At 72.6% G+C, this 13,569-nt stretch carries 11 protein-coding genes; 8 read left to right on the top strand and 3 right to left on the bottom strand.

Features of this window, described 5'->3' with window-relative positions:
• Positions 1-20 precede the first annotated feature (20 nt).
• The gene (locus AB0G04_RS39345; protein ID WP_360994180.1) at positions 21-941 is read right to left on the bottom strand and encodes an aminoglycoside phosphotransferase family protein; all 921 of its coding nucleotides are present in this window, start codon (positions 939-941) and stop codon (positions 21-23) included.
• Between the two features lie 56 nt (positions 942-997).
• Between AB0G04_RS39345 and AB0G04_RS39340 the strand changes: the two genes are divergently transcribed.
• From AB0G04_RS39340 to AB0G04_RS39305, 8 genes are all read left to right on the top strand, one after another.
• Positions 998-2,212: an alanine racemase gene (locus tag AB0G04_RS39340; RefSeq protein ID WP_360994178.1), complete on the top strand. Its 1,215-nt coding sequence runs from the start codon at positions 998-1,000 to the stop codon at positions 2,210-2,212.
• Between the two features lie 9 nt (positions 2,213-2,221).
• Complete coding sequence (locus AB0G04_RS39335; protein WP_360994176.1) at positions 2,222-2,776, top strand: GNAT family N-acetyltransferase; 555 nt, start codon at positions 2,222-2,224, stop codon at positions 2,774-2,776.
• A gap of 1,109 nt (positions 2,777-3,885) precedes the next feature.
• Positions 3,886-4,449, top strand: coding sequence for a hypothetical protein (locus AB0G04_RS39330; RefSeq protein WP_360994173.1), 564 nt, complete (start codon positions 3,886-3,888; stop codon positions 4,447-4,449).
• A gap of 87 nt (positions 4,450-4,536) precedes the next feature.
• Positions 4,537-6,339 carry an aspartate--tRNA ligase gene (aspS, locus tag AB0G04_RS39325; protein WP_360994170.1) on the top strand — a complete coding sequence of 601 codons (1,803 nt, stop codon included), beginning with the start codon at positions 4,537-4,539 and terminating at the stop codon, positions 6,337-6,339.
• Positions 6,340-6,531: 192 nt separating this feature from the next.
• A complete protein-coding gene (locus AB0G04_RS39320; RefSeq protein WP_360994168.1) occupies positions 6,532-7,137 on the top strand; it encodes a helix-turn-helix domain-containing protein in 606 nt (201 codons plus the stop codon).
• Positions 7,134-8,405 carry an MFS transporter gene (locus AB0G04_RS39315; protein ID WP_360994165.1) on the top strand — a complete coding sequence of 424 codons (1,272 nt, stop codon included), beginning with the start codon at positions 7,134-7,136 and terminating at the stop codon, positions 8,403-8,405. The genes AB0G04_RS39320 and AB0G04_RS39315 overlap by 4 nt, the downstream gene beginning before the upstream one ends.
• 19 nt (positions 8,406-8,424) lie before the next feature.
• Positions 8,425-8,646, top strand: a complete 222-nt coding sequence (locus tag AB0G04_RS39310; RefSeq protein WP_360994162.1) for a hypothetical protein — start codon at positions 8,425-8,427, stop codon at positions 8,644-8,646.
• Between the two features lie 178 nt (positions 8,647-8,824).
• Positions 8,825-10,669 carry an AAA family ATPase gene (locus tag AB0G04_RS39305; protein WP_360994160.1) on the top strand — a complete coding sequence of 615 codons (1,845 nt, stop codon included), beginning with the start codon at positions 8,825-8,827 and terminating at the stop codon, positions 10,667-10,669.
• A gap of 575 nt (positions 10,670-11,244) precedes the next feature.
• Here AB0G04_RS39305 and AB0G04_RS39300 read toward each other — a convergent pair.
• Positions 11,245-11,805 carry a hypothetical protein gene (locus AB0G04_RS39300; protein ID WP_360994158.1) on the bottom strand — a complete coding sequence of 187 codons (561 nt, stop codon included), beginning with the start codon at positions 11,803-11,805 and terminating at the stop codon, positions 11,245-11,247.
• Positions 11,806-12,399: 594 nt separating this feature from the next.
• Positions 12,400-13,287, bottom strand: coding sequence for a hypothetical protein (locus AB0G04_RS39295; RefSeq protein ID WP_360994156.1), 888 nt, complete (start codon positions 13,285-13,287; stop codon positions 12,400-12,402).
• Between the last annotated feature and the right edge of the window lie 282 nt (positions 13,288-13,569).

Raw genomic sequence — 13,569 nt, 5'->3', positions numbered from 1 at the left:
CCGGAGTGACGGCCGGACGGTCAGGGCAGGGCCGGCAGAAGTCGCCGGGCCAGGCGCAACGGCCGCGTCGTCCGGCCGCCATCGCCCTCGAAGCTCCACACCTCCGACAGGACCGCCTGGACGAAACCCCACGCGACCACCCGCTCGAGCGGCATGCCGAGGCCGTCGGCGATTTGCTCCGTGCGAGGCTCCACCATGTCCAGAACGGTGTCGTCGGTGTCAGCGGGGTCCGGGTTGTAAAGCAGCGCCCCGATCTCGTAACCCGGGTCGCCCACGACGCCGTGCGGGTCGATGGCCAGCCACGGCTCACGATCGGCGGCCAGCACGTTGTCGTGGTGCAGGTCGCCGTGCAGCACGACCCGTCCGGTCGCGGTGGCGCACAACTCTTCGAAGAGGCGTCCCGCTCGTTCGACCAGGTTCCGGGGCAGCGGATCGTCTCCCGGGAAACGGCGCAGGTGCCGGTCGAAGGACGCGCTGCGCCGGCTCAGTTCGGGCAGTGTCACCCCGGCCGGAGCCGGCCGGTGCAGCCGCCTCACCATCTCGATGAGAATGGCCGTGGCCTCCTCGTCCCGGTGCGGCACGAGCTCCCGGAGCGGGGTGCCGGGACGGGCCTCCTCCAACAGGAGTGCACCCCGGGCGTCGTCGCGGGCCAGGACGGTGATCGCGCCCTGCCCGGCGAAGCACTCGAGGGCGGTCGCCTCGTCGGCGAGGTGGCCACTGTCCGGCAGGCCGAGCTTGAGTACCGCCCCGGTCCCGTCCGCCCGGCGGACCCGGCCGACCCAGTTGATACTCAGCGGAAGCGGCCCGGCGAGATCCAGATCCCATTCCCGCAGCAATCCGCCGGCCAGTCCGGGCAGTTCGGCCAGCCATCGCCGTCCGGTGCTGCCCCAGATCCGCTCGACATTGCGGGTGAAGCCGGTGGACATCGCGATATCGACCATGACGAGCAGTCTGACAACGGCCGGCAACGGACAGCTGTGGCAGGAGGCGGGACGACATGACGATCGACTGGCGGAGCAAGGGTTTCTGGCAGCCGGACGGAGCGATCGAGCCGGAGCGGATCGCCGCTGCCCGGCCGAGCATCTTCGGCGGCGGGTTCACCTGGCCGCTGCTGGTGGTACGCCGCGCCGCGATCGAGGCGAACATCGCGACGATGGCGGAGTACTGCCGCAGGCACGGCTTCGACTTCGCGCCCCACGCCAAGACCACGATGGCGCCCGGCCTGCTGGAGGCCCAGATGCGGGCCGGAGCGTGGGCACTGACCGTGGCCACACCCAACCAGGCTCTCGTGCTGCGGCGGCTCGGCATCGACCGGGTGCTGATCGCCAACGAGGTCCTCGACCCGGTCGCGTTGCGCTGGCTGGCCGCCGGGAGTACGGCCGGCTGGGAGGCGTACATCCAGGTCGACTCGATCGCCGGAGTCGCGGCCGCCGCTTCGGCCGTCGCGTCCTCCGGCGCGGGTGAGGGCGGCGTGATCCGGGTGCTCGTCGAGCTCGGGCACGTGGGCGGGCGTACCGGCGTCCGCGATCTCGACGAGTTGGCGACGGTCGCCCGGGCGGCCGCCGAAGCACCGGGTGTCGAACTGGCCGGAGTCGCCGGCTACGAGGGCCAGCTGGCGGATCAGAGCGGTGTGGACGCGTTCCTCGAGCAGCTGGCCGCGAGTGTGAGCCGCCTGCGGTCAGGTGCCCTGCTGCCCGATCAGCCGATCGTCGCCGCGGGCGGAAGTGCCTGGTTCGACCGTGTGACCGAGGGACTCGGCGGTCTGCGGGGGTCGGCGCGGCTGGTTCTGCGCAGCGGCGCGTCGGTCACCCACGACGACGGGTTCTATCGGGAACGGACGCCGTTCGTCCGCGTGCCGGAGGAGGGCCCGCTCTCCGCCGCTCTGGAGATCTGGGCGCAGGTCATCTCCGTCCCGGAGCCGGGGCTCGCCATCGCCGGCATGGGCAAGCGGGACGCCCCGTTCGACGAGGGACTCCCGGTGCCCATGGAGATCCGCCGGGTGGACGGGGCGGCGGCGCCCGCCGGAGGACTGCGGGTGACCAGACTGAACGATCACCACACGTACCTCGCCGTCGACGACGGTGACCTGGTTCCGGGCGATCTCGTCCGGTTCGGGCTGTCCCATCCGTGCACCGCGTTCGACAAGTGGCGTGACATCCCGGTCGTCGACGAGGACCGGCGCGTCGTGGATGTGCTGCACACCTATTTCTGAGGAGGAGCCATGCTCGGGTTTCGGCTGGAGAGATGGGATGAGCGTGCGCCGGCCCTGCAACGGCGTGCCAACACCGCGCAGATGCAGGCCTTCCTGGCCGGGGTGGAACCAGAGGAGGCGCTGACCGCCCGGCATCAGCGGATCCTCGACGGGATGCGGGACGGCAACACCGAGATGTTCCTGATCGTGCTGGACGAGGCGGGCCCGGTCGGTTCGGTCGGCTACTGGGAGAAGGAGTGGGGCGGCGAGACCGTCTACGAGCTCGGCTGGAAGGTGCTGCCCGAGTTCCAGGGACGGGGCCTCGCCGGTCAGGCGCTCGCCCGGGCCCTGGCGCACGCCGCCGGACGGGGCGGGATCCGCTGGGCGCACGCGTTCCCGAGGATCGACAACGCGGCGTCGAACGGTCTGTGCCGCAGAGCCGGGTTCGAACTTCTCGGCGAGGTCGACTTCGAGTTTCCGAAAGGCAACCCGCTGCGGTGCAACGACTGGCGTCACGACCTGTCGGCGATCGGCGGGAATGGAGACGGGCCGGACGATCCGGCATGCCATGCACCTCGACCGTGACGCTATGACGTCGATGACGCTGTGGAGGCCTACCGGACGACCACAACTTCGGCACGATCGATGTGATCGTCGAGTTCACCGGTGCGGCGTCCGGGTGAATCGGGAGCGCGACCGCCGTACTCATGAATGTCGGTCCCCTCGTGGGGGATGGCTTGCCTGATCGATGGTGTTTACGGTGGTTGAGCGTCGAACGAGCGCTTTAACCCACTGCGCGTCAGGAGTCCGTCATGCCCGTATTCCGCGCAGCCGCTGACGAACCTGCCGTCCACCGTCCGCAGATCGGTGGTCCGTACGCCGCGAGTGCGATGCCGCAGCGTCACCCCCTTCCGCCCGGGTCCTGGGTTCCACCTCAGCGCACGCAGGACTCCGCATACCCGGACGGTCCCACCGAGCCGCTGGGAGCGGTACGGGACGCCGCGTCCCGGGAGATCGCGACGCGGGAAGCGCAGGTGAGGGACGCCGCCGCGCGCGAGATCGCGATGCGGGAGGCGCAGGCGAGAGAAGCCGCAGCCCGCGAGATCGCGATGCGGCAGGCCGAGGCCAGAGACGCCGCGGCGCGGGAGATCGCGGTGCGGGAGGCGGAGCTCAGACAAGCGGCCGCGAGGGAAGCCTCCATCCGGGAGGCGGGGGCGCGGCAGGCGGCGGCGCGGGAGGCCGCGTTCCGGGACGCGGATGCAAGGGACGCGGATGCAAGGGACGCGGATACGAGAGACGCGGATACGAGAGACGCGGATACGAGGGATGCCGAAGCGTGGGCTGCCGGAGCTCGTAGCGCTGAGAGCCGAGGCGGAGTCGAGAGCGGTCGCGCTGAGAGCCGAGGCGGAGTCGAGAGCGGTCGCGCTGAGAGCGGCCGCGCCGAGAGCGGCGGCACTGAGAGACGCGGTGCCGGGACGCGGAACGGCGAAGCCTTCGGCGGCGAAGCGAGGGACACCGGGGCAGCCGATGCGAACCCGGGGAATGCGGGCTCGAGGAAGGCCAAGCTACGCGCCGCCGCAACCGCCAGGAAGAACGTCGCTGCAACCAGGAAGAACGTCGCCGCGGACCCGGTGGATCACGCATCGACGGCGTCCCGGACAGGTGGCAGACCGCGCCGGCGTCCCGGCGTCGTCGTGGCCGTACTGCTCAGCCTGCTCGCCCTGCTGATCTCCGGCGCCGCGGGTTTCCTCTCGTGGCGGACCTTGGAGTCGGCCAAATCGGCGGCCGCGCCCACGCCGCCGGTTTCCTCCGTGGTGGCCTCGGCACGGGCCGACAACCGGCCGCCGCGCCCGGAGTCGTACCCGGTGGCGTACGCCAAGGAGCCGTTACGCCTCCCGCTCGACTGCGCCGCGGTGTTGTTCCTGGACCTCGACGAGCCCCGGGCCGATGCCCCCGAGGCGCTGGGCGATCTGCGCTACGAGAGCCGATGCGGCAGCCGGCCGGCCCAGCTCAGCCTGGGCGCGGGGGCGGCCGGTGGCAGCCGTCAGGCCAGCGCCGACACCGACGCCGCCGGATGCGACCGGGCGATCCGGACCAGCCCGCTCGGCCGTGGCCTGCCGGTCGAGGTCAGGAGGGGCACGGCGCTCTGTGTCCTCACCGCGGCGATTCCCGCCGCACTCGTACTCGTGGAGATCATCGACGTCGGCGGCTCCGGCACCGCCGGCCTGCGTGCCACCTCGTGGCAGGTTCCGTCGTAGGCGGTTGACCGGCCCGTGGCACGCGGCGCGGGGCGCTCCTGACAGAATGTCGGGTGCGCCCCGCGAACTCTGTTAGGAGACGTTTCCGTGATCCGTACCCATGACGCCGGCACTCTGCGCGCGAGCGACGCCGGCACGACGGTGACGCTCGCCGGGTGGGTGGCCCGTCGGCGTGACCACGGCGGTGTCATCTTCGTCGACCTCCGCGACGCCTCCGGCGTGGTGCAGGTCGTGTTCCGCGAGGAGGACGCGCACGCGCTGCGTAACGAGTTCTGTGTCAAGGTCGTCGGCGAGGTCAGCGCCCGCCCGGCCGGCAACGAGAACCCGGAGCTGGCCACCGGCGAGATCGAGGTGGTCGCGAGCGAGCTGACCGTGCTCTCCGAGGCGGCTCCGCTGCCGCTGCCGGTCGACGACACGATCACCGCCTCCGACGACCTCCGCCTCAAGTACCGGTACCTGGACCTGCGCCGGTCGGGTCCGGCGAAGGCGCTGCGCCTGCGCAGCCGCGCCAACCAGATCGCCCGCGAGGTGCTGCACGCCCGCGACTTCAACGAGATCGAGACGCCGACGCTGACGCGTTCGACGCCGGAGGGCGCCCGCGACTTCCTGGTCCCGGTCCGCCTGCAGCCCGGCACGTGGTACGCGTTGCCGCAGTCCCCGCAGCTGTTCAAGCAGCTGCTGATGGTCGCCGGCATGGAGCGGTACTACCAGATCGCCCGCTGCTACCGCGACGAGGACTTCCGCGCCGACCGCCAGCCGGAGTTCACCCAGCTGGACATCGAGATGTCCTTCGTCACGCAGGAGGACATCATCGAGCTCGGCGAGGAGATCGTCTCCCGTCTGTGGAGCGAGCTCGCCGGCTACCAGGTGCAGTTGCCGATCCCGCGGATCACCTGGACCGATGCGATGAACCGCTACGGTTCGGACAAGCCCGACCTGCGGTACGGCGTCGAGCTGGTCGAGCTGACCGAGTACCTGCGTGGCACCGCGTTCCGGGTGTTCGCGGGCGCGATCGACGCCGGTGGTTACGTCGGTGCGGTGGTCATGCCGGGCGGCGCCTCGCAGACGCGTAAGGAGCTGGACGGCTGGCAGGATTGGGCGAAGGCCCGCGGCGCCCGTGGCCTGGCGTACGTGGTGCTCGACGCCGAGACCGGCGAGCCGAAGGGCCCGGTCGCCAAGAACCTGTCGCCCGAGCACCTGTCCGGCCTGGCCGACCAGGTCGGCGCGAAGCCGGGTGACGCGGTGTTCTTCGCCGCGGCGACCGAGCGTCGTGAGGCGCAGGAGCTGCTCGGCGCGGCCCGGATCGAGATCGCGAAGCGGGCCGGCCTGATCGACGAGTCCGCCTGGGCGTTCTGCTGGGTGGTCGACGCGCCGATGTTCGAGAAGACGGACGACGGTGGCTGGACCGCGGTGCACCACCCGTTCACCTCGCCGAACGAGGAGTGGATCGACAACTTCGAGTCGGCTCCGGACCGGGCGCTCGCTTACGCGTACGACATCGTGGTGAACGGCAACGAGATCGGCGGTGGCTCCGTCCGTATCCACCGGGCCGATGTGCAGAGCCGGGTCTTCGATCTTCTCGGCATCACGCCGGAGGAGGCCGCGGACAAGTTCGGCTTCCTGCTGGAGGCGTTCAAGTACGGCCCGCCGCCGCACGCCGGTATCGCTCTCGGCTGGGACCGGACCTGCATGCTGCTCAGCGGCAACGACTCGATCCGCGAGGTGATCGCCTTCCCGAAGACGCGCGGCGGCTTCGACCCGCTGACCACCGCGCCGACGCCGATCACCGCGCAGCAGCGCCTCGAGGCCGGCATCGACGCGAAGCCGAAGGCGGCTGCGGGCACGCCGGGCACCGACGGCCAGGCCGCGCCGGTTCAGCACTCCAACTGACGTTCACGGGCCGCCGCCGGGATACGCCCGGCGGCCGGCCCTGTGCGGCCGGCGGTGTGCTGCCGACCAGCTGTTCAAGCTCACAGACTTAAAAACTTTGCCCGGGTACGCCGTACGCGTACCCGGGTTTTCTTGTGTCCGACGCGTGCAAAGAACTTGTGCATAGAATCTGTGCACATTTATTGTGGATACATGACGAGTAACGACGCGACCGGCGAAGCGGAGCGGATGACCGAGGTGCACCTGAGCGCCCGCCAGATCCAGGTGCTCGCCCACCCCCTGCGCATCCGCCTGCTCGGCCAGTTGCGGCTCGGCGGCCCGGCGACCGCCACCGGGCTGGCCGAGGCGCTCGCCACCAATACCGGTGCCACGAGCTACCACCTGCGCCAGCTCGCCGACGCCGGCCTGGTCGTCGAGGAGGACCGGCCGGGCAGCGGGCGGCAGCGCTGGTGGCGGGCACTGCACGAGCTGTCCAGCTGGCAGCGCAGTGACTACGCCGACGACCCGGCCGCCGCCGCTGCCGTGGACTGGCTGGAGGCGTACCAGCTGAATCTGCTCGTCCAGAGGATCGAGGGCTGGCGCCTGGTCGCCCCCGGTGAGCCGGTCGAGTGGCGTGACGTCGCCGGTCTGGGCGACTACGCGCTCACCATGAACCCGGCACAGTTGGGTGACCTCCAGTCCGACCTCGAGGAGCTGGTGGAACGCCACCGGGCCCGGGCCGAGGCCGACCCGCAGCCGGATGCCCGTCAGGTGCTGTTCTTCTACGCCGGCGTGCCCGATGTGGGGGAGGAACGATGACCGTCGCCCAGATCCGCAGCCGGTACGTGTTCCTGATCGCGATGCGATGGCTGCCGGCCGGGCTGCTCATCCCGATCGTGGTGCTGCTTCCGCTCGAGCGCGGGCTCAACATCGCGCAGATCGGTTCCGTGGTGGCGATCCAGGGCATCGTCGTGCTGCTGCTGGAGTTGCCGACCGGCGGGCTGGCCGACGCTGTCGGCCGCCGTCCGGTGCTGCTCATTGCCGGGGCGATCAACCTGGGCTCACTGGCGCTGCTCGCGTTCGCCGACACGGTGGCACTGCTCGGCATGGCGTACCTGCTGCAGGGTGTCTACCGGGCACTGGACAGCGGGCCGCTCGAGTCCTGGTTCGTCGACCAGGCACTGGCTGCCGACCCGGACGCCGACATCGAGACGGGACTCAGCCGTGGCGGCACGGCATCAAGCCTGGCCATCGCCGGGACGGCTCTGCTCAGTGGCGCGCTGATCTGGCTCGGCCCGATCGGCCCGGTGAGCGCGCTGACCGTACCCGTCCTGGTTGCTCTTGGCCTTAGTGCCCTCAGCACGCTGGCCGTGGCACTGCTGATGACCGAGGAGAGGTCGTCGCGGGGAAGGGCAGCGTTCGCGGCTTCGCTGCGTGGGGTGCCCACGGCAATCGGTGGAGCCCTGCGGCTGGCCCGCGGCTCCCGTGTGGTGCTCGCCCTGATCAGCGTCGAGTTCCTCTGGAGCTTCGGCATGGTCACCTTCGAGCAGTTGATGCCGGTCCGGCTCAGCGAGGTGACCACTGCGGCCGGTCCGCTGATGGGGCCGGTCAGCTCGATCGCCTGGGGTGCCTCGGCGGCCGGGGCCGCGCTGGTCCCGCTGCTCAGCCGGCGGCTCGGTGCCCGCTGGACCGGCTTCACTCTGCGGATCGTCCAAGGGCTGACAATCATCGGGATGGGCCTGCTGGCCGGGCCGATCGGGGTGATCGGCGCGTTTCTGCTCTGCTATCTCGTGCACGGTGCCGCCAACCCGGTGCATGCCGGGCTGCTGCACCGGCAGGTCGAAGGGGAGTCGCGGACGAGTCTGCTGTCGCTCAACTCGATGGTGGGTCAGCCGGGCTTCGCCATCGGATCGATCGTCCTCACCGTGGTGGCCGCCGGGGCCGGTACGCCGGTGGCGATCGTGGCCGGTGCCGTGGTGCTCGCCGCAGCGGCGCCGCTCTATCTCGTGAAAGCGCGGCCGGGAAGGTCCGTGATGGAGTTTCGGGAGCACTCCCATCCGGGTACCAGCGAGTCACAGGCTCTCTGACCCCCCCGGAGGAAATCCGATGCTCGCCATTGCCGCCGCCGTAGTCTTCGGCATCTACCTGCTCGCTGACCTTCTCGACACCAACTTCGGCGCCCCCGATCTGTTCAACTTCCCGACCGTGGCGTCGCTGGGTCTGCTGCTGCTCTCCCTCTACCTGGCCGGTATCGGCAGCGGCCCGCGCGCCAGCTCGGGCACGGGCTCCGGCCGCCGCTTCTACGGCCGCCGCCCGGGACGCGGCTGACCTGCGCGGCCGACCGGCCGCCAGCCCTCCGGCTACTCCGGCCCGTCCTTCCCCCGGGCGGGCCGGAGGTCTGTCCCGGACACTCTCCGTGAAGGCGTCGTGGCTGCTCGGGATGGTTGTCCACAGGCGGCCGGTGGAGTTTCGGATCGGCCCGCTCCGGCCGGTACTGTCGGTTGTGATGGACACGGATGGGCTCTTCTCACTCGCACCGCCGGACCCGCGACCCGCGGACCCGGCCGGCGCCGCGACCGCCGGATTCGGGCGGCCCGCAGGTGACGCGCCGCTGCCGGTGCGGATGCGGCCCGCGTCCCTCGACGAGCTGATCGGCCAGGAGCACCTGCTCGCCCCCGGTGCGCCGCTGCGCCAGCTGGTCACCGGGGCCAGTCCGATGTCGGTGATCCTCTGGGGGCCGCCGGGCACCGGCAAGACCACCATCGCGCACCTGGTGGCCAACGCCACCGACCGCAAGTTCGTCGCCATGTCCGCGCTGACCGCCGGCGTCAAGGACGTGCGCGCGGTGATCGACACGGCGCGGCGGGAGCGGCGCTACGGCGGACCGCCGACCGTCCTGTTCATCGACGAGGTGCACCGCTTCAGCAAGACCCAGCAGGACTCACTGCTCGCGGCCGTCGAGGATCGCACGGTCACCCTGCTCGCGGCGACCACCGAGAACCCGTACTTCTCGGTCATCTCGCCCTTGCTCTCCCGGTGTGTCCTGCTCACCCTTCAATCCCTCGGCGAGGACGACGTCCGCCGCCTCCTCCGGCGTGCGATCACCGACGAGCGCGGCCTGGGCGGCGCGGTCACCCTGGCCGCCGACGCCGAGGACCATCTGGTACGGCTGGCGAACGGTGACGTCCGCAAGGCACTGACCGCGCTGGAGGCCGCCGCGGGGTCCGCGCTCGCTCAGGACGCGGCAGAGATCGACCTCGCCACCGCGGAGAAGGCGGTCGACGTGGCGGCCGTCCGCTACGACCGGGACGGCGACGCTCACTACGACGTGATCAGCGCGTTCATCAAGAGCATGCGCGGCAGTGACCCGGACGCGGCCCTGCACTACCTGGCCCGGATGCTCGTCGCCGGTGAGGACCCGCGGTTCATCGCCCGGCGCATCGTCATCTTCGCCAGCGAGGACGTCGGCATGGCCGACCCGCAGGCACTGCTCGTCGCGACCGCGGCGGCCCAGGCCGTGCAGAACGTCGGGCTGCCCGAGGCCGGCCTCAACCTGGCCCACGCCGTCGTGCACCTGGCCACCGCGCCCAAATCGAACAGCGTCACCGTGGCACTCGGCGAGGCGATGGCCGATGTCCGCGCCGGTCGCGGCGGACCGGTGCCACCGCACCTGCGGGACGCGCACTATCCGGGCTCGCGCGGGCTCGGTCACGGCCGCGGCTACCGCTATCCGCACGACGATCCGCGTGGCGTCGTCCGTCAGCAGTACGTCCCCGACGATCTCGTCGGAACCGACTACTATCGGCCGACCGATCACGGCGCCGAACGCGCGGTCGGGGAACGGGTGCCGCGACTTCGCCGGATCGTGCGGGGTCCCGGACCCACGGCGCGACCTACCGGTGGTGACTCCGCCGCCGGGCCGGTGAGCAGCACGGTCACCGCTTCGGCCAGGACCGTGGACCGCGCGGCGGGTGGTGCACAGGCCGCCGATGAGTCACAGTCTTCGGCGGACTCGCCATCGGTGGCCACACCACCGGAGGCGGTCACCGGGAGGGACGGCGTCGCTGGCAGTGACGTTCCGGCCGGGAGCGGTGCCGACACTGCCGACGGCGGGACACGTGACGTCGCCGGGGCCGACGGCGTTGGTGCTGTCGCCGGTGTCAACCAAAACGTGGGTGGTGACGGTGACGGTGCAGCCGCCGACGACGGGCGCACCGCCGGCGGCGGCAGTGGCAAGGGAGCCGCTGTTTCCGGGGAGGATGCTGCCGGTAGCGGTGGCGGTAACGGTGCCGCTGATGGCGCTGAGGGCAGTGACGACAGCGGCGACAGTGCCGGGAAGGAACAGCGGTGACAGGGCGGGGTGCCGAACGGCCCGACGATGACGCCGGCCAGGGTGGTAAGAACCGCCGGCGCTTCGGGCGAGGCAGCCGTGCCGAGCAGCCGGCCGTTCCCCAGGAGGTCCCGCGCGAGGAGACCGGCTGGCTCGACGACCTGCGTACGGCCAAGGAGGAAGGCGGGGCGATCGGGCCCGGCGTCTCTCCCGGCGAGGCGCGGATCAGCAAGTCCGGTCGCAGAGCCCCCGGACCGGACGACGCCCCCGCCGACGACTTCGGATTTCCCGGCGGCCTGGACGACGAGTTCGCCGCTCCGGCGGGCCCCGGCGACGGCGAGGCCACCGGTGGGTGGCAGGGGTCGCCGGCCGGTCAGCGTTCCGGTCCGGTGCCGCGGGCCGCTCAGGTGTCGCCGGCCGCGGTGCCGCCCGCGGCCGGTCCGGGCGGTCAGGTGCGGCCTGGGCGGGGTGGGCAGCGTTCGGCATCGATGAACCCGGGAGCGGGAGGACCGGCCGGACAGCGTTCCGGTCCGGTGGTGCCGCCCGGTCCCGGAGGGCCGGGGCCACAGCCGGGTGCGGGAGCGACCGGCCCGGTCTCACCGGGCCAGTCCGGAGCCGGTCCGCGTGGTGCCGTCCCACCCGGTCAGCGTCCTGGTGCCGTCCCGCTCGGTCAGCGTCCTGGTGCTGTGCCGCCCGGTCAGCGTCCTTCTGCTGTCCCGTCCGGTCAGATGGCGCCCGGTCAGCGTCCTGGTGCCGTTCCGCCCGGTCCGGTCGCCCCCGGCCGGAGTCCCGCCGGTCAGGTGCCGCCCGGTCAGGTGCCCCCAGGCTGGCGTCCCGGTGAGGTGCCGCCCGGACCGGCGGCAGGCGTCCCGCACGGTCAGATGCCGCTCGGACAGGCGAGACCCGGTCAGATGCCGCCGGGTGCGGTCCCGCCCGGTGCTCGCCGTGGTGGTCCGGCGGGTAGCCCCGAGATCGGTGGCGGCCGCCGCCAGGTGGACGCGGACCCATCCGGACAGATCTACCCCGGCCAGGCGCCGGCAGGCGGTGCGGTCGTCCCGCCCTCCGGTAACGCACCCGAGGTTCCCGCTGCCCGGCCCGCGCAGCCCGGTGCCCGCGGCGCCGCGCCCGGCGTCCGGCCGGTCTCGCCCGGGGCGCATTCCATGGGTCCCGGAGTCCGTCCGGTGTCGCCGGGTGCACCGGCGAGGGCCCGGTTCCGTCCGTCCGATCCGGTTTCGCCGGGCCGCCCGGACAGCAGGCACCAGCCGGGACAGGTTCCAGCCGGATACGACGCTGTGCATCAGTCCGGTCCTATCCCGGCCGGTCATGACGCCGTGCACCAGTCCGGTCCGATCCCCACCGGTTATGACGCTGTGCATCAGTCGGGACCGATTCCCACCGGGCGCGACGCCGTGCACCAGTCCGGTCCGATGCCCGCCGGCTATGACGCCGTACATCAGTCCGGGGCCATCCCGAACGGGTATGAGCAGGGCGGACCCGGCGCCGGCGGTACCTACGGGGCGGGCACCCCGGGACAGCCCGACGACCGGTCAGGCCGCAGCCGCGGCCGGCGGGCACGGCCTGAGGAAGTTCCGCCCGGCCAGGAGCCGACCGGTCGTCACGCGGGCCGCGGCGTACAGCCGGCCCACGGGGCTCCCGAGGGCGGCCCCGATCACCGGCCCGGCCATGCCGCGCCGCAGCAGGGTCCCGGCCGGCACGGAGCTCCGGACGGCGCGATGCGGACCGGCTCGGGCTCACATGCTTTCGTCCAGACCGGAACCGACAGCGGTGCGCACGCGTTCGTGCCGCCCGGCGGTGACACCGGCACACACAGCGTGATCCGCCGCGGCGAGCAGGCCCCTCCCGGGGACGGCCGGCCCGACACCGACCGGCGACCCGGTGTTGACGGGCGGCCCGGCGAGGGCCGGTCCCGGAGTGAGGCGCGCCGGCAGCGGAACGTGCATCAGGGCTCGGATCCCGACGAACCGGAGGCCGGTGGGTTCACCGGAACACCGGACGTGCCGGGGCCGCGCCGCGTCGGTCCCGGGGACGGGCGTCCGGTCCGGGCAGCCGCCGTGGTTCCGCCGGTGGTTCCCGGGCGGCAGGGTGCCCGCACACCGGTGGTGCCCGGCCGCGCCGGCGCCATGGCCGAGAGCACCTCGGGCGTGATCCAGCGTCCCGGCCGCGGCCAGCATGGACCGCAGCCCGGCGACGACCGGGGCGCACCGGGCGGAGCCCCTGTGCCCGAGCAGGCAGGTCCGGGCCGGCGTGCCGGCCGGGCTGACGGGCCGGGCGGGGCGCCGGGAAACTTCGGGCCGGACGGCGAGGAACACACCGGACGACACAGCGGGATCCGGCCGGACGGCCCGGGTTCCGCACAGGCGGGCGTCGCGGTGCCGGGCGGCGGTCCCGGTCAGTCGACGGGTGCGGTGCGGCCGGGGCCGGGTGGTGGTCCGGGTCAGCCGCCGGGTGCTGTGCGGCCGGGCCCGGGTGGTGGTCCCGGTCAGTCGACGGGTGCGGTACGGCCAGCTTCGGGTGGTGGCCTCGGTCAGCCGGCGGGTGCTGTGCGGCCGGGCCCCGATGGTGGTCCCGGTCAGTCGACGGGTGCCGTGCGGCCGGGCCCGGGAAGTGGTCCCGGGCAAGCGATGGGGGCCGGGCAGCCGGGTCCCGGTGCTGGACCGGACGGCGGCGTCCGGGGTGGCCCGCGCCCGCCCGGCCAGGGGCCGGGGCGTGGTGCTCAGGGACCCGCACGCGGTGGCGCCGGAGTCGCCGGCCGTGTGCCGGACGGTCTGCCCGGGACGGCTATGGGCGCCGCGGCTGCCGGCGCGACGGGCGCTGTGGCCTCCGGCCGGGGCCGTTCCGGTCCGGGAGGTGGCCCGTCGGGTCTGCCCGGCCGCGGCCCGAACGGCCCGAACAGTCCGAAC

The sequence above is a fragment of the Actinoplanes sp. NPDC023801 genome (assembly GCF_040639655.1).
Classification (GTDB): Bacteria; Actinomycetota; Actinomycetes; order Mycobacteriales; family Micromonosporaceae; genus Actinoplanes.
The sequence above is the reverse complement of the archived record's forward strand: the minus strand, read 5'-3'. Positions and strand labels throughout refer to the sequence as shown.